The 18,734-nt window shown below is 64.7% G+C and carries 20 protein-coding genes; 9 read left to right on the forward strand and 11 right to left on the reverse strand.

Annotated features, from left to right (window positions below):
• Window positions 1-34 precede the first annotated feature (34 nt).
• On the forward strand, window positions 35-595 hold the full coding sequence (locus H3H51_RS08010; protein WP_183088523.1) for a nitroreductase family protein: 561 nt from the start codon (window positions 35-37) through the stop codon (window positions 593-595).
• A 15-nt stretch (window positions 596-610) separates the two neighbouring features.
• Here the strand turns inward: H3H51_RS08010 and H3H51_RS08015 are convergent, their stop codons facing one another.
• The 6 genes from H3H51_RS08015 to H3H51_RS08040 all read right to left on the reverse strand — a co-directional run bounded on the left by H3H51_RS08015 (window position 611) and on the right by H3H51_RS08040 (window position 4,677).
• Window positions 611-1,939 carry a sensor histidine kinase gene (locus H3H51_RS08015; protein WP_183088524.1) on the reverse strand — a complete coding sequence of 443 codons (1,329 nt, stop codon included), beginning with the start codon at window positions 1,937-1,939 and terminating at the stop codon, window positions 611-613.
• Window positions 1,940-2,007: 68 nt separating this feature from the next.
• The gene (locus tag H3H51_RS08020; protein WP_183088525.1) at window positions 2,008-2,457 is read right to left on the reverse strand and encodes a Spy/CpxP family protein refolding chaperone; all 450 of its coding nucleotides are present in this window, start codon (window positions 2,455-2,457) and stop codon (window positions 2,008-2,010) included.
• 138 nt (window positions 2,458-2,595) lie between these two features.
• On the reverse strand, window positions 2,596-3,273 hold the full coding sequence (locus tag H3H51_RS08025) for a response regulator transcription factor (RefSeq protein ID WP_183088526.1): 678 nt from the start codon (window positions 3,271-3,273) through the stop codon (window positions 2,596-2,598).
• Window positions 3,274-3,324: 51 nt separating this feature from the next.
• Window positions 3,325-3,738 (reverse strand): translation initiation factor 2 (IF-2, GTPase), encoded by a 414-nt coding sequence (locus tag H3H51_RS08030; protein ID WP_183088527.1) that lies wholly within the window; start codon window positions 3,736-3,738, stop codon window positions 3,325-3,327.
• 47 nt (window positions 3,739-3,785) lie between these two features.
• A complete protein-coding gene (locus H3H51_RS08035; RefSeq protein WP_183088528.1) occupies window positions 3,786-4,085 on the reverse strand; it encodes a YciI family protein in 300 nt (99 codons plus the stop codon).
• Window position 4,086: 1 nt separating this feature from the next.
• Entirely contained in the window at window positions 4,087-4,677 is a 591-nt protein-coding gene (locus tag H3H51_RS08040) for a septation protein A (protein ID WP_183088529.1), read from the reverse strand.
• Between the two features lie 65 nt (window positions 4,678-4,742).
• Between H3H51_RS08040 and H3H51_RS08045 the strand changes: the two genes are divergently transcribed.
• The 6 genes from H3H51_RS08045 to rluB all read left to right on the forward strand — a co-directional run bounded on the left by H3H51_RS08045 (window position 4,743) and on the right by rluB (window position 9,782).
• Window positions 4,743-5,612 (forward strand): PHP domain-containing protein, encoded by an 870-nt coding sequence (locus H3H51_RS08045; RefSeq protein ID WP_183088530.1) that lies wholly within the window; start codon window positions 4,743-4,745, stop codon window positions 5,610-5,612.
• Window positions 5,613-5,625: 13 nt separating this feature from the next.
• Window positions 5,626-6,258 (forward strand): L-threonylcarbamoyladenylate synthase, encoded by a 633-nt coding sequence (locus tag H3H51_RS08050; RefSeq protein ID WP_183088531.1) that lies wholly within the window; start codon window positions 5,626-5,628, stop codon window positions 6,256-6,258.
• A gap of 75 nt (window positions 6,259-6,333) precedes the next feature.
• Complete coding sequence (locus tag H3H51_RS08055; protein WP_407926471.1) at window positions 6,334-7,185, forward strand: segregation and condensation protein A; 852 nt, start codon at window positions 6,334-6,336, stop codon at window positions 7,183-7,185.
• Window positions 7,186-7,974 carry an SMC-Scp complex subunit ScpB gene (gene scpB / locus H3H51_RS08060; RefSeq protein ID WP_183088532.1) on the forward strand — a complete coding sequence of 263 codons (789 nt, stop codon included), beginning with the start codon at window positions 7,186-7,188 and terminating at the stop codon, window positions 7,972-7,974.
• Between the two features lie 91 nt (window positions 7,975-8,065).
• Window positions 8,066-8,251 carry a DUF1289 domain-containing protein gene (locus H3H51_RS08065; RefSeq protein WP_183088533.1) on the forward strand — a complete coding sequence of 62 codons (186 nt, stop codon included), beginning with the start codon at window positions 8,066-8,068 and terminating at the stop codon, window positions 8,249-8,251.
• Window positions 8,252-8,546: 295 nt separating this feature from the next.
• Window positions 8,547-9,782 carry a 23S rRNA pseudouridine(2605) synthase RluB gene (gene rluB / locus H3H51_RS08070; RefSeq protein WP_183088534.1) on the forward strand — a complete coding sequence of 412 codons (1,236 nt, stop codon included), beginning with the start codon at window positions 8,547-8,549 and terminating at the stop codon, window positions 9,780-9,782.
• 66 nt (window positions 9,783-9,848) lie between these two features.
• Here the strand turns inward: rluB and H3H51_RS08075 are convergent, their stop codons facing one another.
• The 5 genes from H3H51_RS08075 to H3H51_RS08095 all read right to left on the reverse strand — a co-directional run bounded on the left by H3H51_RS08075 (window position 9,849) and on the right by H3H51_RS08095 (window position 14,518).
• Window positions 9,849-10,775 (reverse strand): GGDEF domain-containing protein, encoded by a 927-nt coding sequence (locus H3H51_RS08075; protein ID WP_183088535.1) that lies wholly within the window; start codon window positions 10,773-10,775, stop codon window positions 9,849-9,851.
• Window positions 10,776-10,985: 210 nt separating this feature from the next.
• Window positions 10,986-11,726 (reverse strand): YciK family oxidoreductase, encoded by a 741-nt coding sequence (locus H3H51_RS08080; RefSeq protein WP_183088536.1) that lies wholly within the window; start codon window positions 11,724-11,726, stop codon window positions 10,986-10,988.
• Window positions 11,727-11,777: 51 nt separating this feature from the next.
• Entirely contained in the window at window positions 11,778-12,449 is a 672-nt protein-coding gene (gene mupP / locus H3H51_RS08085) for an N-acetylmuramic acid 6-phosphate phosphatase MupP (protein ID WP_183088537.1), read from the reverse strand.
• A 5-nt stretch (window positions 12,450-12,454) separates the two neighbouring features.
• The gene (ubiG, locus tag H3H51_RS08090) at window positions 12,455-13,153 is read right to left on the reverse strand and encodes a bifunctional 2-polyprenyl-6-hydroxyphenol methylase/3-demethylubiquinol 3-O-methyltransferase UbiG (protein WP_183088538.1); all 699 of its coding nucleotides are present in this window, start codon (window positions 13,151-13,153) and stop codon (window positions 12,455-12,457) included.
• A gap of 30 nt (window positions 13,154-13,183) precedes the next feature.
• Window positions 13,184-14,518: a TRZ/ATZ family hydrolase gene (locus tag H3H51_RS08095; RefSeq protein WP_183088539.1), complete on the reverse strand. Its 1,335-nt coding sequence runs from the start codon at window positions 14,516-14,518 to the stop codon at window positions 13,184-13,186.
• 106 nt (window positions 14,519-14,624) lie between these two features.
• On the opposite strand from H3H51_RS08095, the gene mtnA reads away from it, so the two are divergent.
• Window positions 14,625-15,704, forward strand: a complete 1,080-nt coding sequence (mtnA, locus tag H3H51_RS08100) for an S-methyl-5-thioribose-1-phosphate isomerase (RefSeq protein WP_183088540.1) — start codon at window positions 14,625-14,627, stop codon at window positions 15,702-15,704.
• Between the two features lie 224 nt (window positions 15,705-15,928).
• Window positions 15,929-18,727, forward strand: coding sequence for a DNA gyrase subunit A (gyrA, locus tag H3H51_RS08105; protein WP_183088541.1), 2,799 nt, complete (start codon window positions 15,929-15,931; stop codon window positions 18,725-18,727).
• Window positions 18,728-18,734: the final 7 nt, after the last annotated feature.

An 18,734-nucleotide genomic window follows, 5' to 3' on the forward strand; every position in this document is an offset into this window, starting at 1 on the left:
TAGAATGCCGGCCTGATTCCCGAGGAGAAGGCCGATGGAAGCCCTCGATCTGTTGCTCAATCGCGTATCCGTGGGCCGTTTGCTGGAGCCTGCACCCGATGCGGCCCAGCGCGACCTGCTGTTTCGTGCCGCCCTGCGTGCGCCGGACCATGGCCAGCTGCGGCCGTGGCGTTTTCTCACCGTGGAAGGGGCGGCGCGCCAGCAACTGGGCGAGCTGTTCGCCGCCGCGCTGACGGCCAGCAACCCAGAGGCCAAGCCGGAGGCGCTGGACAAGGCGCGCGCCATGCCGCTGCGGGCGCCGTTGCTGGTGGTGGTGATCGCGCGTATCACCGGTCACCCCAAGGTGCCGGAGCAGGAGCAGCTGTTGGCGGCCGGTTGTGCGGCGCAGGGCATCCTGCTGGCGGCGCATGCGCAGGGCTTCGGTGCGATGTGGCGTACCGGTGAGTTCAGCTACGACGCCCAGGTAATGGCCGGGCTGGGGTTGCAGGCGGGCGAGCGCATTGTCGGTTTCGTCTACCTGGGCAGCGTGGAGGGCGAGCGGCGCGTGCCGCTGGCGCTCGATCCGGACGATTACGTGGCCGCCTGGCAGGGCTGACACCCGTCTACTGGGTTAAACGACTGCGTTCAACGGCAACTCTAGGGTGGCGACAAAGCCGCCCTGCGGGTGGTTGCCCAGCAGCAGGCGGCCGCCGTGGCGCTCGGCAGCGCGGCGCGCAATAGCCAGCCCCAGGCCATGGCCGGCGGCCTGTTGGCCGGGGACGCGGAAGAATGGCTCGCCGAGTTTTTCCAGCAACTCATCCGGCGCCCCCGGGCCGTGGTCACGCACGCTGATCAGCAGGTTGTCCTGCTGTTTTTCCACCTGTATCTCGATGGGCTGCCCTGCCGGGCTGAAGCGCATGGCATTGCGCAGCAGGTTGTCCAGCGCGCGGCCGAGCATGTCCGGCCAGCCATTGAGCACAGCCTGCGGGTCCCGCTGGATGCGCAGGTGCTGCTCGGGCGCACTGAGCTGAGCGTTAGCCTGCAGTTCGTCGAGCAAGGCGGCGAGGTCGATCGGTTGCGCGGTGCCTGGCGTCGCGTCCAGGCGGGCGAGGGCAAGAATCTCGCTGATCAGGTTTTCCAGGCGATCACATTCCTGGGTCAGGCGCCCCCACAGTTGTTCACGCTCCACCTGGCCGGCCCGTTCGGCCAGGGCCAGGGCGATGCGTAGGCGCGCCAGGGGCGAGCGCAGCTCGTGGGAGACGTCGCGCAGCAATTGCCGCTGGCTGCCGATCAGCCCTTGCAGGCGCGCGCCCATGCGGTTGAAGTCGCGGGCCAGCACGCCGAACTCGTCACCACGGTCAGCCAGGCGCGCCAGGCTGTTCTGCTGGTAAGCGGTCTGGCCGAGGTCATGCACCGCACCGCGCAGGCGTCCGAGCGGGCGGGTGATGGACAGGGTCAGCCACAGGCTGAGCAAGGTCAGCACCACCAGGGCGATGCCCAGGGCGCTGAGCGGCCAGAACAGGCTGCTGCGGTGCCAGGCATCCAGCTCCGGGTGCGGGATGCGGTAGATGAACAGGTAGGTCTCGCCGGTGACAGGGCTGACGTATTCCTCGGTCATGCGCCGCCAGGGCATGCGCCGATCGCCGCCGTGACGTTGCTCGAAGGCCACGGCGCGCGGCGGGAAGGTGCCGTTGACCAGTGATTGGCCACTGTTATCGAGCACCTGGGTGTCGACATGGAAATCCCGTTTGCGCTGCTCCAGAAAGTCCTGGGCGGCGCTCGGGCCGTTCGGTCCTTCGTAGAGCTGGCTCCACTGCTCCGGCAGCGTCTTCACGGCGGGGTGGTGGCCGAGAATCCAGGCGTCCTGGTTCAGCGCGTGGCCGAGCAGCATGGACAAGCCGGCGACCAGGGCGATGGCCAGCCAGAAGCTGGCAAAGATGCGCCAGAACAGAGAACGCATGGGTACTCCTCGGAAATAGATGAAGCCCGGCCTGCAGGTGTGCAGGCCGGGCTCGGGTCAGGCTGGGATTACTGCTTCTTGCTGTCGCGTTCGGCTTTCCAGGTGTCGAACTCTGCACGGTCGGCGCGGTTTTTCTCCATCTCCTGTTTGTGCTGGTCGAACACCTTCTGCTGTTCCGGAGTGAGGATGGCACGCACGGCCTTGTCGTGATCCAGGCGCGCGGTTTCCAGCTCTTTCTTCATGGCTTGCTGTTCGGCTTGCGGCAGCTTGTCCAGGTATTTGCGGGTGATGGCGCGCGGATCATCCTTGCGCTCATGCATCAGCGTGCGGAACTGCTCGCGCTGCTCGGGCGTCAGGTTGAGGTCCTTGAACATGTCGCCCTTGCGCGGGCCGTGGTGTTCGCCATGGGCGGACATGTCGCAGTCGTGGGCCGGGCCGCGCGGACCGTCGGCCGGCGTGGCCAAGGCCAGGGTCGGCAGCGAGGTGGCAAGCAGCAGGGCGATGAGGGTCTTGCGCATGGTGTATCTCCTTGTCTCGATTCCGGCGGGTTACCGGATGAGCCCAGTCTAGGGACGGCAAGGTCAAGCGCGGTCAGCCTTGGGTAAAGGCAGGGTAAAGACGTGTAGCAAGTGCCTGACACGCGCTCGTAAGCGCTTTCAGGCGCTGTAGAAGTAACCGCGGCTGCGCAGGGCGATGATCCGTGGGCGGCCATCGGCATGTGGGCCGAGTTTCTTGCGCAGGTTGCTGACGTGCATGTCCAGGCTGCGGTCGTACAGGGTCAGCTTGCGGCCCAAGGCCAGTTGCGCCAGGGCCTGCTTGTCCAGCGGCTCGCCGGGTTGCTGCAACAGGGCTTCGAGGATGCGCCCTTCGGACAGGGTCAGGCTGATCTCGTGCTCGCCGAGGATGGCCACGCCGCGCACCTGGCTGAAGCTCAGGTCGCCCAGCTCCAGGCGGCTGGCGCTGGCGGGCGCGCTGCTGCGGCGCAGCACGGCGCGCAGGCGGGCGGTCAGTTCGCGCGGGTCGCAGGGTTTGGCCAGGTAGTCATCGGCGCCCAGTTCCAGACCGAGGATGCGGTCCAATGGCTCGCCGCGTGCGGAAAGCATCAGCACCGGCAGTTCGGCGTACTCGCTGCGCAGTTGCTTGAGCAGTTCCAGGCCGCTGCCGTCGGGCAGCATCACATCGAGAATCACCGCCGCCGGGTTGTGCCGGGCCAGGCTGTCGCGGGCGCTACCGCTGTCGTGGCAGGCGTGCACCTGAAAGCCTTCCTGCTGTAGCCAGCTGGCCAGCAGTTCGCAGAGTTCACGGTCATCGTCGATCAGCAGCAGTTCAGTCATGGCGTTGTATTCATCGGGGAGGGCGGCGTAGCAACAGGCTACGCCGGTGGCTCAGACCCACTCGCTGCGGCGCTTGTTCCGTCGCCCGGCGCTCAGGCGCCCGACGATGAACGCCAGCAGGGCGGAGCCGACGCCAATGGCATACCACTGCTGCTGCTCGGTGAGCAGGCGCGGTGGTTGCTGGGCCTGGGCTTGCTTGAGTTGCAGCTTGAGGCGCTGGTTGTCCTGGCGCAGGCGGCTGAGCTGGGGGCTTTCCTGTCCGGCGCTGGCTTGCAGCTCGTTGCGCTGGCGCTCGCTTTCCGCCAGTTGCTGTTGCAGTTCGCTGATTCGCGACTCATTGCTGGCCGGTGCGACCGTCGCGGCAGGCGTGGCCGCGGGCAGTGGCAGCACGGTTTCCTCCGCAGCCGCCCAGGTGGTGGTCAGCAAGCCAGCAAGCAACAGGGAGAGCAACGAGCCTTGGCGCATAGAGGAACTCCGATTTTCGATTTTGTTGTTATGGAGCGTAAGGCGAATTAAGGCAGAACCAGCTTGAACGGTTTGACCAGCACACTGGCATAGACCCCGGCGGCCCGATAGGGGTCGGCATCGGCCCAGCTCTGCGCGGCGTTGAGGGATTCGAACTCGGCGACGATCAGGCTGCCGGAAAAGCCAGCCGGGCCCGGGTCGTTGCTGTCTATGGCGGGGTGCGGACCGGCGAGAACCAGGCGGCCTTCGCTTTTCAGCTGTTCCAGGCGCGCCAGGTGGGCCGGGCGGCTGGCCAGGCGTTTTTCCAGGGAGCCTTCGGTGTCGCTGGCGATGATGGCGTAGAGCATGTCAGTCCTTACTGTCTTGGGTGTCGGCGTCATGCATGTGACGGGCCAGGTAAACGCCTTGAGCCACCAGGAAGAGCACGGTCATGCCGAGGCTGCCGAACACTTTGAAGTCGACCCAGATCTCTTGATAGGTGAAGGCCACGAACAGGTTGGCGCTGCCACTGAACAGGAAAAAGGCCACCCAGGCCAGGTTCAGGCGCGTCCAGATCTGCTGCGGCAGCTGCACGGCGTGGCCCAGCATGCGCTGGATCAGCAGCTTGTCGCCGATGAAGTGGCTACCGAGGAAGCCCAGGGCGAATAGCCAGTTGACCACCGGCGCCTTCCACTTGAGGAAGGTTTCGCTGTGGAAGGCCAGGGTCATGCCGCCGAACAGCAGGCACGCGGCCAGGGTCAGCCACTGGCCCTTTTCCAGGCGGCGCTGCAGCACCAGAAGGGTGCCGTAGACCACCACGGAGGCCAGGATCAGCACGGCAGTGGCGCTGAAAATACCGCCCAGCTCGACGCTGTGGCCGGCCAGTTCAACGGTGAGAGGATCAAGTTTGAAGACGATGAAGAACAGGATAAGCGGGATGAAGTCGATGAATTGTTTCACGGCGGCAGCCAGAAGCGGGATGTGGCGGCATAATAACAAACATCATTCCCAGCGAAAGCGGCCCCATGAAGGTTGATCTGCATTGCCACAGTACCGCTTCGGACGGCGTCCTGGCCCCGGCCGCGGTCGTCGCGCGCGCCCATGAGCGGGGTGTCGAGCTGTTGGCACTGACCGATCACGACACCCTCGAGGGCCTGGTCGAGGCGCGCCAGGCCGCCGATGCGCTGGGCCTGAGCCTGGTTAATGGCATCGAACTGTCCTGCACCTGGGGCGGCGCCACCATCCATGTACTGGGCTACGCCTTCGTCAGCGAGGCGCCGGCACTGCAAAAAGCCATCGCTGACCTGCACCAGGGCCGCTGGTTGCGCGCCGAGGAAATCGGCAAGCGTCTGGAAGCCAAGGGCATGCCGGGTGCGCTGGAAGGCGCTCGCGCCGTGCAGCAGGCCTTGGGCGACAGCGGTAATGCGCCGGCACGACCACATTTCGCCGAGTTCCTAGTGCGCGCCGGGCATGTGCGCGACCACGCCGAAGCGTTCCGCAAGTGGCTCGGCTCCGGCAAGCTGGGGGACGTCAAACAGCACTGGCCGAGCCTGGAACAGGCGGTCGGCACCCTCAGCGATGCGGGTGCCTGGATCAGCCTGGCGCATCCCTGGCAGTACGATTTCACCCGCAGTAAGCGCCGCCGCCTGGTGGCCGACTTCATCGCCGCCGGCGGCCACGCGCTGGAGGTGGTCAATGGCCTGCAGCCTGCCGAGCAGGTTGGCGGCCTGGCCATCCTGGCGCGCGAGTTCGGCATGCTGGCCAGTGTCGGCAGTGATTTCCATGCACCGGGCGACTGGTCGGAACTCGGCATGTACCGTCCCTTGCCTGAAGACCTGCCACCGTTGTGGGAGCGCTTCGCCAATGTCCATCGCCCGCACCCTGCTGCCCCCTGAACAGGGAGAGGTCATGAGTCAGTTCTTCCAGGTACACCCGGAAAACCCGCAGGCGCGTCTGATCAAACAGGCGGTGGAGATCCTCCGCAGTGGCGGCGTGGTGGTCTATCCGACGGATTCGTCCTACGCCATTGGCTGCCTGATCGGCGACAAGGGCGCGGTTGAGCGCATTCGCCGCCTGCGCCAGCTGGATGACAAGCACAACTTCACCCTGGTGTGCAGCGACCTGTCGCAGATCGGCCTGTTCGCCAAGGTCGATACCCGGGCCTTTCGCCTGCTCAAGGCGCATACGCCGGGGCCTTACACCTTTATTCTCGGTGCCACCCGCGAAGTGCCGCGCATGCTCCTGCACCCCAAGCGCCGCACCATCGGCCTGCGCGTGCCGGGGCATCCGATTGCCCATGCGCTGGCCGAGCAGCTGGGCGAGCCCTTGATGAGCGTGAGCCTGATCCTGCCGGGCGAAGAGCTGCCGATGAATGATCCCTACGAGATGCGCCAGGTGCTGGAGCATCACGTCGACCTGATCATCGATGGCGGCTACGGCGGCCTCGAAGCCTCCACCGTGGTCAACCTGGCCGACGGCGAGCCCGAAATATTCCGTATCGGCTGCGGCGACCCCAGCCCGTTTCAGGGTGACGAAGCGTGAGCGAAGCATCTTCGATCAGAGCTTGCGAGCTAGAGCGAGACAAGGCGGAAGCGGCCGAGGAAGCGGAGTTTACGTATGGTAAATGAGCATTCCGAGGCCGCTTCCAACGCCGTATCGCCGACGCACAGCAGCTCTGAGGCCGGCGCCCAGCAGGAACTGCCGTTCGCCCTGGTCTACGGCCAGGCGGTCACCGAGATGCCGCTCGACCTGTACATCCCGCCGGATGCCCTGGAAGTCTTCCTCGAAGCCTTCGAAGGCCCACTCGACCTGCTGCTGTACCTGATTCGCAAGCAGAACATCGACATCCTCGATATCCCGGTGGCGGAAATCACCAAGCAGTACATGGGCTACGTCGAACTGATGAAGTCGGTGCGCCTGGAGCTGGCTGCCGAGTACCTGGTGATGGCGGCGATGCTCGCCGAGATCAAGTCGCGCATGCTGCTGCCGCGCTCGGCCGAAATCGAGGACGAGGAGGACGACCCGCGCGCCGAACTGATCCGCCGTCTGCAGGAATACGAGCGCTACAAGGCTGCCGCCGAAGGGCTGGACGTGCTGCCGCGGGTCGGTCGTGACCTCACGGTGCCCAAGCTCGATGCCCCGGAAGCGCGGGCGCGCAAGCTGTTGCCGGAAGTCAGCCTGGAAGAGCTGCTGTTGTCGATGGCTGAAGTGCTGCGCCGCGCCGACATGTTCGAGAGCCACCAGGTGACTCGCGAAGTGCTGTCTACCCGCGAGCGCATGAGCGAGGTGCTGGAACGCCTCAAGGGCGGTGCATTCGTGCCGTTCGTCGAGCTGTTCAGCGCCAGTGAAGGGCGCCTGGGCGTCGTCGTCACCTTCATGGCGGTGCTTGAACTGATCAAGGAATCCCTGGTGGAGCTGGTGCAGAATGAAGCCTTTGCGCCGATCCACGTCCGTGCCCGAGCCGAATAGATGAACCTGAGCGACCCGAAAGAACTGGCCTCCCTGCTGGAAGCCTTCCTCCTGGCTTCCGGCAAGCCGCAGTCGCTGGAGCGCATCAGCGAACTGTTCGACGAAGCCGAACGGCCGGAGCTGGCGACCATCCGTGATGCGCTGAGTATCCTGGCAGCGTCCTGCCAGGGCCGTGCCTTCGAGCTGAAGGAAGTGGCGTCCGGCTATCGCCTGCAAGTGCGCGAGCACTTTGCGCCCTGGGTGGGGCGGCTTTGGGAGGAGCGCCCGCAGCGTTACTCGCGGGCCATGTTGGAAACCCTGGCGCTGGTTGCCTATCGCCAGCCGATCACCCGCGGCGAGATCGAAGATATTCGCGGCGTGGCGGTGAACAGCCAGATCGTCAAAACCCTGCTGGAGCGCGAGTGGATTCGTGTGGTTGGCTACCGCGACGTGCCGGGCAAGCCTGCCATGCTTGCCACTACCCGGCAGTTCCTCGACCACTTCAACCTGAAGAACCTCGACGAGCTGCCGACCCTGGCTGCCCTGCGCGAGCTGGAGCCAGAGCCGCTGCTGGACCTGGAAGACGACCTGCCGGTGCCGGCCGAGCTGCAGGCGCGGGCAGACGCCGAGGCGGCCGAGGCCAAGGGCGAGGCGCGTGACGAAACCAGCTTCCGCAGCCTGCTCGCCGAACTGGACACTATGGAACAGGGCCTGAAGATCGACTTCGATGACCTGCCCGAGCCGGAAGATGAAGCCGAGGCGATGGGCGAGTCGCTGCTCGACCTGGACGACAAGGACTCGCTGCATTGAAAGACCTCACCGGCCGGATTGATACGTTCAATCCTGTCGGTGAAGTCAGTGCCCTTATGCTGGCCGGGTTTTCACCCTTCAGGCTGCCGGCATGAGCAAAAATCCCTGCATCGATATCTGCAAGTTCGCTGACGACATCTGCATCGGCTGCGGGCGTAGCAAGCGCGAAATCAAACACTGGAAGAAGCTCGACAAGGCCGAGCGGCGCGTGGTGCTGGCCGAGGCGGACCTGCGCCTGTTGGCCTTGAAGCTAGCTGGGCGGCGCAAGTCTCGTTAGGCGGTAATGCTGTTTATCTAAGGTTGTGCGCTCTTTCCTGTGCCACGGTCGCAGACAGACCGTATGGGTAGAACCCTCTCCCATTGGGGTGAGGTGCAGGCCGGGAAGATTGCCCTGGTTAATAGTCACTGCAAGCAGGTCACGTATCGTTTGGGTGAACGCTATTGCCGCTAGACGGCTATAGTCTGGCCGTGCGTCGTGGCGGCTATCCGCGTATGATGCGCGACCCTTTTGGCGCTGGCTCGGTTTGAGCGGGTGTCGTCCGCATCATTTAATACACCGGGAGGTGCCTAGCATGAGCGAATCAGAAACCGATCTCGAAACAACCCGTCCCAGCGGCGAAAAGCTGCAGAAAGTCCTGGCCCGCATGGGGCAAGGCTCGCGTCGCGATATCGAACAATGGATCAGCCAGGGCCGCGTCAAGGTCAATGGCGCCGTCGCGACCTTGGGTGCGCGGGTCGATATGCACGATGCCATCAGCGTCGATGGGCAACTGCTCAAGCGCGAAGAAATGGCGGAAAACGTACGCCGCGTGCTGATCTACAACAAGCCGGAAGGCGAGATCTGCACCCGTGACGACCCGGAAGGCCGTCCCACCGTGTTCGACCGCCTGCCGCGCCCGAAAGAAGGCCGCTGGATCAACATCGGTCGCCTGGACATCAATACCACTGGCCTGCTGCTGTTCACCACCGACGGCGAACTGGCCAATCGCATGATGCACCCCTCTTTCGAGATGGACCGCGAGTACGCGGTGCGGGTGCGCGGCGAAGTCACCGATGAAATGATCGAGCAACTGAAAGCCGGCGTGATGCTGGAAGACGGCCCGGCCAAGTTCACCGACATCAAGGAAGCGCCGCGCGGCGACGGCTTCAACCACTGGTACCACTGCGTGGTGATGGAAGGGCGCAACCGCGAAGTGCGCCGCCTGTGGGAGTCCCAGGGCCTGGTGGTCAGCCGTCTGAAGCGCGTGCGCTTCGGTCCGGTGTTCATGACTTCCGACCTGCCCATGGGTCGTTGGCGCGAGCTGACCCAGCGCGAGCTGGACATCCTCAGTGAGGAAGTTGGCCTGCCGCGAGTGGCTTTGCCGACGATGAAAGAGAAGGTGCGCGAGAAGCTCGACCGCCTGCAGCGCAAGTCGGCCCGTCCGCTGGGCCGCAACGAGCGACCCAAGCGTGTCCTGCGTCCGGCCAACGAAGCTGGCGAGCGCAGCAACGAAGCTCCGCGTCCGGCTCGTGCCCCGCGTGGTGAAGGTGCCGATCGTCCGGCCCGCCCGGCCCCGCGTGCGCCGCGCAAGGACGGCGACCGCGAGCAGCGTCCGCAACGTGCGCCGCGTCAGGATTCCGCCGACCGTCGTGACAGTGGTCGTGGCACGCCGGTTGCCGAGCGCCCGTCGGATGTGAACAAGAAGCGCACGCCGCGTCCGCCGGTGGACCTGGCCGAGCGCCCGGCCCGCAAGCCGCGCCCGGCTACACCGGGCAAGCGGCCGCCAAACGGTGACGGTCAGCGTCCGGGCTTTGGCCGCAAGCGCTGAGTGCAGGTCGTAAAAAAGGGGCTCCTAGGAGCCCCTTTTTCATGCCTACGATTTACTGGCGTGCGCTCAGCCCGCCATCGACAGGCGATTGCGGCCTTCACGCTTGGACACATACAGCGCGTTGTCGGCGCGGCGCTGCAGGCTGTCGACCGACTCACCGGCGAGCATGGTGGCGCAGCCCAGGCTGATCGACAGTTCGATGGCGCGGTTGTCCACCACGTGCTGCAAGCCCAGCACGGCCAGGCGCAGGCGCTCGCCGACCATCTGTGCGGCTTCGCGGTTGGTGTTGGACAGCAGCACGAGGAACTCCTCGCCGCCGTAGCGGAAGATCATGTCGATGTTGCGCAGGCTGTTCTTCAGGGCGCCGGCCATGGCCTTGAGCACTTCGTCGCCGGTGATGTGGCCGTGCTGGTCGTTGATCTGCTTGAAGTGGTCGATGTCGAGCATCAGCACCGACAGCGGTTGGCTGTTACGGCGGGCCAGTTCCACTTCGCGCAGCATGGCCTGGTTCATGGCGATGCGGTTGCCGGTGTCGGTCAGCGGGTCGCGCAGGGCGCTCTGCAGGGCGGCACGGTAGAGCAGGGCGTTGCGCAGGGGAAACAGCAGGCTGGCCAGCAGGGATTCGAGTTGGCCCAGTTCATCGTCGCTGAAGCGCAGGCTGCGACGGAAGATCAGCTCGCCCAGGTATTCGCCTTCATGGCTCAGGCGATAGCCGGCCGAATGATTGGCGCGTTCGCCCAGTTCCAGGCGCAGGTCGCAGGAGGCCAGCTGATAGCTCAGCGCGCCCAGCGGCACAAGGCGCTGCACTTCGCGGAAGAACAGGTCGAGGATGCGGTCCACTTCCAGCGACGTCTGCAGCTGCATGCCGAGTTGCTGGCGCAGTTGCGCCAGGCTGACGGGCTTGAGTGTCGGCTGCGTGCGGCTGGCATAGCCGAGGCGCTGCAGCTTGGCTGCATCGAAATCGATGGTGTTGGACTGTTTGGGCGGGACCATGGAGCTCAACCTCTGGCGCTGGGCGCTGTGATGACTGAGGTAGAGCTAATTCTGTGCCAACTTAATAAAATTGTTTTATTTCATTGGTTTATGGCGTTTTTGCTGGTCTGGGCGGCAAGGATTTGCCGGTTCCTTGGCGGCAATGATGGCAATGTGACGCCGGTCTCACTGGTGGGCCGTCGGAAAACCGGCGGCCGCCAGCATTGCGGCTTACTGGGCGTCGAGGGCCTGGCCGTTGACGCCCTGGCTGTCGGGGCCCATCAGGTACAGGTAGACCGGCATGATCGCTTCCGGCAACGGGTTGCTCGCCGGGTTTTCGCCTGGGTAGGCCTGGGCGCGCATGTCGGTGCGGGTGGCGCCCGGGTTGACGCTGTTGGCGCGCACGTTGCTGATGCTGTCGACTTCGTCGGCCAGGGTCTGCATCAGGCCTTCGGTGGCGAACTTGGACACGCCATAGGCGCCCCAGTAGGCGCGGCCCTTGCGGCCGACGCTGCTGGAGGTAAATACCACCGAGGCGTCGTCCGACAGCTTGAGCAGCGGTAGCAGGGTGCTGGTGAGCATGAACATGGCGTTGACGTTGATCTGCATGACGCGCATGAAATTATCGCCGGACAGCTGTTCCAGCGGTGTGCGCGGGCCGACGATGGAGGCGTTGTGCAACAGGCCGTCGATCTTGCCGAACTCGCCTTCGAGCATTGCCGCCAGTTCGTCGTACTGATGTGGCAAGGCGGTTTCCAGGTTGAACGGGATCACCGCGGCTTGCGGGTGGCCGGCCGCTTCGATTTCGTCGTAGACGCGGCTCAGGCTTTCCTCGGTCTTGCCCAGCAGCAGCACCGTGGCACCGTGGGCGGCAAAGGCCTTGGCGGCAGCGGCGCCGATGCCGCGGCCAGCGCCGGTGACCAGGATGACCCGGCCTTGCAGGAGGTCAGGGCGGGCGGAGTAGTCGTACATGGCGGAAATCTCGTTATTGCGTCAGTCGGGTTGAGTGCGGTGAGGCGCTGTTCAGCAGGAGCACAGGGCGCGATCAAGCACTTCGCGCAGCTCCAGTGGGTGGTCTACCACCACGTCGGCGCCCCAATGGCGCGGGTTGTCGTCCGGGTGGATGTAGCCGTAGGTGACGGCGGCGGTCTTGCAGCCCGCCGCGCGGCCGGCTTCGATGTCGCGGGCGTCGTCGCCGATAAACAGCACTTCGCCCGGCTGTACGCCGATCTTGGCGCAGGCCAGCAGAAGCATTTCCGGGTCGGGCTTGCTGCGGCTGACGTGGTCCGGGCAGACCAGGACGGCCGAGCGTTCGGCCAGGCCGAGGCGCTGCATGATCGGTTCGGCGTAACGCACTGGCTTGTTGGTCGCCACGCCCCAGATCAGCTTGGCCTGCTCGATCTCTGCGAGCAGCTCGGCCATGCCGGGGAATAGCTGGCTGAGTACCGCGCAGTGCTCCAGGTAGCGCTCGAGAAACTCCAGGCGCAGGGCCTCGAAGCCTTCGGTCTGTGGGTCGATGGCGAAGTTCGCCGCGACCATGGCGCGGGCGCCACCGGAAATCTGGTCGCGAATCAGTTTTTCGTCCTGGGCTGGCAGGTCGCGCGCGGCGCGCATGGCCTGGCACACGGCGATGAAGTCCGGTGCGGTGTCCAGCAGGGTGCCATCCATGTCGAACAGTACGGCTCGCAAGCGCATGCGCCTTACTCCTCGCGCAGGGTCTGGATCATGTAGTTGACGTCCACATCCGCGGCCAGTTTGTAGTGCTTGGTCAGCGGGTTGTAGGTCAGGCCGATGATGTCCTTGACCTGCAGGCCGGCGGCGCGGCTCCAGGCGCCCAGCTCGGATGGGCGGATGAACTTCTTGAAGTCGTGGGTGCCGCGCGGTAGCAGGCGCATCAGGTACTCGGCGCCAACGATGGCGAACAGGTAGGCCTTGGGGTTGCGGTTGATGGTGGAGAAAAACACCTGGCCGCCCGGCTTGACCATGCGGTAGCAGGCGCGGATCACCGAGGATGGGTCGGGTACGTGCTCGAGCATCTCTAGGCAGGTAACCACGTCGAACTGGCCGGGCATTTCCTCGGCCAGGGCTTCGGCGGTGATCTGCCGGTATTCGACGTTGACCCCGGACTCCAGCTGGTGCAACTGGGCCACGGCCAGCGGCGCTTCGCCCATGTCGATACCGGTCACCGTGGCGCCACGCTGGGCCATGGATTCACTGAGGATGCCGCCGCCGCAGCCGACGTCGAGGACCTTCTTGCCGGCCAGGCCGACACGTTCGTCGATCCAGTTGACGCGCAGCGGGTTGATGTCGTGCAGCGGTTTGAACTCGCTCTCGCGGTCCCACCAGCGGTGGGCGAGGGCTTCGAATTTGGCGATTTCAGCGTGGTCGACGTTACTCATGGGGCTTTCCTTTAAATCGAATCTGGGTCTTCAAAGCGCGGTGTAGCCAGCAATCCGGGCGCCCCAGGCGCGCGCGCTGGCGATCAGGCTGGCTTCGTCGAGGCGGGTCAGGCGGCCGTCGTCGAGCAGTTGCTTGCCGCCCACCCACAGGTGTTTGGTGCAGCTGCGCCCGCCGGCGTAAATCAGTTGCGACACAGGGTCGTAGACCGGTTGCTGGGCCAGTCCCGAGAGGTCGAAGGCGGCCAGGTCGGCCAGTTTGCCCAGTTCCAGGCTGCCGATCTGCTCATCCAGGCCGAGGGCGCGAGCGCCGTTGAGGGTCGCCATGCGCAGGGCGCTGTGGGCGTCCAGGGCGGTGGCGCTGCCGGCGACGGCCTTGGCCAGCAGGGCGGCGGTACGGGTTTCGCCAAGCAGGTCGAGGTCATTGTTGCTGGCGGCGCCGTCGGTGCCGATGGCGACGTTGACGCCGGCCTGCCAGAGCTTTTCCACCGGACAGAAACCGCTGGCCAGCTTGAGGTTGGACTCGGGGCAATGGATCACGCTGCTGTTGCTTTCTACCAGCAGGGCGATGTCTTCGTCGCTGATCTGGGTCATGTGCACGGCCTGGAAGCGCGGGCCAAGCAGGCCCAGGTTGGCCAGGCGCTGCAGCGGGCGTACACCGTGCAACTCCAGGCTCTGCTGCACTTCGAAGGCGGTTTCGTGCACGTGCATGTGAATCCCGGCGTCGAGCTCCTCGGCCAGCATGCGCACGTTCTCCAGCTTGTCGTCACTCACCGAGTAGGGTGCGTGCGGGCCGAAGGCGACCTTGATGCGCGGGTGCAGCTTGAGGTCGTCGAACAGCTTGAGGCCCTTGCGCAGGGCTTCGTCGGCATCGCGCGCGCCCGGCGTGGGGAAATCCAGCACGGGAATGGTCATCTGCGCGCGGATGCCGCTCTTGTGCACCAGTTCGCAGGCCACTTCCGGGAAGAAATACATGTCGGAAAAGCAGCTGATGCCGCCCTTGATCTGTTCGGCAATGGCCAGTTCGGTGCCGTCGTGAACGAATTTTTCGTCGACCCACTTGGCTTCGGCCGGCCAGATATGGTCCTGCAGCCAGCTCATCAGTGGCAAATCGTCGGCCAGGCCGCGGAACAGGGTCATCGCCGCATGGCCATGGGCATTGACCAGGCCGGGGGTAAGGACGCAGTCTGGCAGCTCACGCACTTCGATAGCCGCATGCTTGAGGGCTTCGGCGCGGGGTGCGATGAGGACAATGCGGCCCTCGCGGATGCCCAGACCATGCTCGCGCAGCACCACGCCGGCAGGCTCGACCGGCACCAGCCAGGTGGGCAGGAGCAGCAGGTCGAGCGGGGCGCTGGCGTTGGGCATGGTGGGGCCATCCTCGGGGTTTTGGCAGGGCGGCAGTATACCCGAGCACCTGAATGCTCGGCTCGCTATAATCCGCGGCTTTTCGTTTCTGCAGGTGGGGTGTGCCATGCGCGAGCAATTGCTGGCGGCTGAGAAGGTCAAGGCCATTGAATGGCGGGACGGCACGTTATACCTGCTCGATCAGCGTCTGCTGCCGCAGCAGGAAGTCTGGCTGGCCTACGATTCGGCTGCCGACGTAGCCGAAGCCATCCGTGCCATGGTGGTGCGCGGTGCCCCGGCTATCGGTATCGCGGCGGCCTATGGGCTGGTGCTGGGCGCGCGTGCGCGCCTGGCTGAGAGCGATCCTTACTGGCAGGTGGCGCTGGAAGATGATTTCACCGTGCTGGCCGAGTCACGGCCGACTGCGGTCAATCTGTTCTGGGCGCTGGAACGCATGCGTGAGCGTCTGCAGCGCCTGAAGAGTGGTGAGGCGCCCCTGGCGGCGCTGGAGGCCGAGGCTGTCGGTATCCACCAGAGCGATCGCGAGGCCAACCTGACCATGGCTCAGCTGGGCATGGAGCTGATTCGCAAGCACCAGGGCAACTCGCAGAACATCCTCACCCACTGCAATACCGGCGCCCTCGCTACGGGCGGCTTCGGTACGGCGCTGGGGGTGATTCGTGCGGCGTACCTGGAGGGGTTGGTCGAGCGGGTTTACGCCGACGAGACCCGGCCCTGGCTGCAGGGCTCGCGCCTGACCGCCTGGGAGTTGCTGGGGGAGGGCATTCCGGTCAGCGTCAATGCCGACTCTGCGGCCGCGCACCTGATGAAGACCCGGGGTATCACTTGGGTCATTGTCGGTGCCGATCGCATCACCGCCAATGGCGATGTGGCCAACAAGATTGGCACCTACCAACTGGCGGTCAATGCCATGCACCATGGCGTGCGCTTCATGGTGGTGGCGCCCAGTTCGACCATCGACATGGGGCTGGAGAATGGCGAGGACATCCCCATCGAGGAGCGCGACCCGCGCGAGCTGCTGGAGGTCGGCGGGCAGCGCATCGCTGCCGACGTGGATGCGGTCAATCCGGTGTTCGATGTCACGCCGGCGGACCTGATCGACGCGATCGTCACCGAAAAGGGCGTGGTCGAGCGGCCGGATGCGGCGAAAATGGCGCAATTGATGTGCCGCAAGCGTCTGCACTGAGTCATTGCTCAGCCTGTCCGGCGGGGTAGGTCTGGGCGGGTGGCTGTGGTAAGCTCCGGCAGTTCTCAGGCAGCCTCCCAGAGGCGGCTTAAATAGCGCGAATTGTTTGCTTAACTCGTTGATTTGTCGTCAGTCGCTGCCACACAGGAGCGACGGCGACGGACTCCGGTTTCGCCCAGGATGGGTGCGACGGGGTTTCACCAGAATAAGGAACCTGGCTTCTCATGGGCGAACTGGCCAAAGAAATCCTCCCGGTCAATATCGAAGACGAGCTGAAACAGTCCTACCTCGACTACGCGATGAGCGTAATCGTCGGGCGTGCTCTGCCGGATGCGCGTGACGGCTTGAAGCCCGTGCATCGCCGGGTGCTGTTCGCCATGAGCGAGCTGGGCAACGACTGGAACAAGGCGTACAAGAAATCCGCCCGTGTGGTCGGTGACGTCATCGGTAAATACCACCCGCACGGTGATACTGCCGTTTACGACACCATCGTGCGTATGGCCCAGCCGTTCTCGCTGCGCTACATGCTGGTCGACGGCCAGGGCAACTTCGGTTCGGTGGACGGCGACAACGCCGCAGCCATGCGATACACCGAAGTGCGCATGGCCAAGCTGGCCCATGAGCTGCTGGCCGATCTGGACAAGGAAACCGTCGACTGGGTGCCCAACTACGACGGCACCGAGCAGATCCCGGCAGTCATGCCGACCAAGATCCCCAACCTGCTGGTTAACGGCTCGTCCGGTATCGCCGTGGGCATGGCGACCAACATCCCGCCGCACAACCTCTCCGAAGTGATCGATGGCTGCCTGGCTCTGATGGACAACGCCGAGCTGACCGTCGATGAGCTGATGCAGTACATCCCAGGTCCGGACTTCCCGACTGCGGGCATCATCAACGGTCGTGCCGGCATCATCGAGGCCTACCGCACCGGCCGTGGCCGCATCTATATGCGTGCCCGTGCCGAGATCGAGGACATCGACAAGGTCGGTGGCCGCCAGCAGATCATCGTCACCGAGCTGCCGTACCAGCTGAACAAGGCCCGACTGATCGAGAAGATCGCCGAGCTGGTCAAAGAGAAGAAGCTCGAAGGCATCACCGAGCTGCGCGACGAGTCCGACAAGGACGGTATGCGCGTGGTCATCGAACTGCGTCGTGGTGAGGTGCCGGAGGTTGTGCTCAACAACCTGTATGCCCAGACCCAGATGCAGAGTGTGTTCGGTATCAACGTGGTCGCCCTGGTCGATGGCCAGCCGCGCACGATGAACCTCAAGGACATGCTCGAAGTATTCATCCGTCACCGCCGTGAAGTGGTGACCCGTCGGACCGTCTACGAGCTGCGTAAGGCGCGTGAGCGTGGCCACATCCTTGAAGGCCAGGCGGTTGCCCTGTCCAACATCGATCCAGTAATCGAGCTGATCAAGACCTCGCCGACCCCGGCTGACGCCAAGGAACGCCTGATCGCCGCCGCCTGGGAATCCAGCGCCGTAGAAGCCATGGTCGAGCGCGCGGGTGCCGATTCCTGCCGTCCGGACGACCTCGATCCGCAATACGGCCTGCGCGAAGGCAAGTACTACCTGTCGCCGGAGCAGGCCCAGGCCATCCTCGAGCTTCGCCTGCACCGCCTGACTGGTCTGGAGCACGAGAAGCTGCTGACCGAGTACCAGGAAATCCTCACCCAGATCGGCGAGCTGATCCGCATCCTGACCAGCGCCACGCGCCTGATGGAAGTGATTCGCGAGGAGCTGGAGAAGGTCAAGGCCGAGTTCGGCGACGCCCGTCGTACCGAGATCATGGCGTCGCAGACCGACCTGACCATCGCCGACCTGATCACCGAAGAAGAGCGCGTGGTAACCATCTCCCACGGCGGCTACGCCAAGTCTCAGCCGCTGCACGCCTATCAGGCCCAGCGTCGCGGCGGCAAAGGCAAATCGGCCACCGGGGTGAAGGACGAGGACTACATCGAACACCTGCTGGTCGCCAACAGCCACGCCACCCTGCTGCTGTTCTCCAGCAAGGGCAAGGTCTACTGGCTGCGTACCTTCGAGATCCCGGAAGCTTCGCGTGCTGCGCGCGGTCGTCCGCTGGTCAACCTGCTGCCGCTGGACGAGGGTGAGCGCATCACCGCGATGCTGCAGATCGACCTGGAAGCGCTGCAACAGCAGAATCCGAATGCCGACGAGGATCTGGATGACGCCGAGGATGGCGTGATCGAAGGCGAAGTGGTTGAGGCGGAAGAAGTCGCCGAGATCGCCGAAGTCGAGGAAGTCGAAGGTGAAACCGCCGAGCTGGTGGCCGAACCGACTGGTGCCTACATCTTCATGGCCACCGCTCTCGGTACGGTCAAGAAGACGCCGCTGTCGCAGTTCAGCCGTCCGCGCTCCAGTGGTCTGATCGCATTGAAACTGAAAGAGGGTGACACCCTGATCGCCGCGGCCATCACCGACGGTGCCAAGGAAGTCATGCTGTTCTCCGATTCCGGCAAGGTCATCCGCTTCGCCGAAAGCGTGGTGCGCGTGATGGGTCGTGGTGCCCGTGGTATTCGCGGCATGCGTATCGGCAAAGAGCAGCAGCTGATTTCCATGCTGATTCCGGAGTCGGGTGCGCAGATCCTCACTGCATCCGAGCGTGGCTTCGGCAAGCGCACGGCGCTGAGCAAGTTCCCGCGCCGTGGTCGTGGCGGTCAAGGTGTGATCGGCATGATCACCAAAGAACGCAACGGCAAGCTGATCGGCGCCATCCAGGTGCAGGACGGGGAAGAGATCATGCTGATCTCCGACCAGGGCACCCTGGTGCGTACCCGTGTCGACGAAGTCTCCAGTTCCGGCCGTAACACTCAGGGCGTGACCCTGATCAAGCTGGCCAGCGACGAGACCCTGGTTGGTCTGGAGCGTGTGCAGGAGCCTTCCGCGCCGGATGAAGACGAGTTCGACGGCGAAGTGCTGGAAAACGGCGTAGATCAGAACGAAGTGGTGGCTGAAGCGGGCGACGAGACCCCGGCGGACGCCCCAAGCAGCGAAGAGTGAGAGTGAC

Source organism: Aquipseudomonas ullengensis (genome assembly GCF_014174475.1).
GTDB classification, from domain to species: domain Bacteria; phylum Pseudomonadota; class Gammaproteobacteria; order Pseudomonadales; family Pseudomonadaceae; genus Aquipseudomonas; species Aquipseudomonas ullengensis.

Coding starts and splice junctions, on each gene's coding strand:
- H3H51_RS08010 (WP_183088523.1), top strand. CDS start 35: ATGGAAGCCCTCGATCTGTTGCTCAATCGCGTATCCGTGGGCCGTTTG.
- H3H51_RS08015 (WP_183088524.1), bottom strand. CDS start 1,939: ATGCGTTCTCTGTTCTGGCGCATCTTTGCCAGCTTCTGGCTGGCCATC.
- H3H51_RS08020 (WP_183088525.1), bottom strand. CDS start 2,457: ATGCGCAAGACCCTCATCGCCCTGCTGCTTGCCACCTCGCTGCCGACC.
- H3H51_RS08025 (WP_183088526.1), bottom strand. CDS start 3,273: ATGACTGAACTGCTGCTGATCGACGATGACCGTGAACTCTGCGAACTG.
- H3H51_RS08030 (WP_183088527.1), bottom strand. CDS start 3,738: ATGCGCCAAGGCTCGTTGCTCTCCCTGTTGCTTGCTGGCTTGCTGACC.
- H3H51_RS08035 (WP_183088528.1), bottom strand. CDS start 4,085: ATGCTCTACGCCATCATCGCCAGCGACACCGAAGGCTCCCTGGAAAAA.
- H3H51_RS08045 (WP_183088530.1), top strand. CDS start 4,743: ATGAAGGTTGATCTGCATTGCCACAGTACCGCTTCGGACGGCGTCCTG.
- H3H51_RS08050 (WP_183088531.1), top strand. CDS start 5,626: ATGAGTCAGTTCTTCCAGGTACACCCGGAAAACCCGCAGGCGCGTCTG.
- H3H51_RS08055 (WP_407926471.1), top strand. CDS start 6,334: ATGGTAAATGAGCATTCCGAGGCCGCTTCCAACGCCGTATCGCCGACG.
- scpB (WP_183088532.1), top strand. CDS start 7,186: ATGAACCTGAGCGACCCGAAAGAACTGGCCTCCCTGCTGGAAGCCTTC.
- H3H51_RS08065 (WP_183088533.1), top strand. CDS start 8,066: ATGAGCAAAAATCCCTGCATCGATATCTGCAAGTTCGCTGACGACATC.
- rluB (WP_183088534.1), top strand. CDS start 8,547: ATGAGCGAATCAGAAACCGATCTCGAAACAACCCGTCCCAGCGGCGAA.
- H3H51_RS08075 (WP_183088535.1), bottom strand. CDS start 10,775: ATGGTCCCGCCCAAACAGTCCAACACCATCGATTTCGATGCAGCCAAG.
- H3H51_RS08080 (WP_183088536.1), bottom strand. CDS start 11,726: ATGTACGACTACTCCGCCCGCCCTGACCTCCTGCAAGGCCGGGTCATC.
- mupP (WP_183088537.1), bottom strand. CDS start 12,449: ATGCGCTTGCGAGCCGTACTGTTCGACATGGATGGCACCCTGCTGGAC.
- ubiG (WP_183088538.1), bottom strand. CDS start 13,153: ATGAGTAACGTCGACCACGCTGAAATCGCCAAATTCGAAGCCCTCGCC.
- H3H51_RS08095 (WP_183088539.1), bottom strand. CDS start 14,518: ATGCCCAACGCCAGCGCCCCGCTCGACCTGCTGCTCCTGCCCACCTGG.
- mtnA (WP_183088540.1), top strand. CDS start 14,625: ATGCGCGAGCAATTGCTGGCGGCTGAGAAGGTCAAGGCCATTGAATGG.
- gyrA (WP_183088541.1), top strand. CDS start 15,929: ATGGGCGAACTGGCCAAAGAAATCCTCCCGGTCAATATCGAAGACGAG.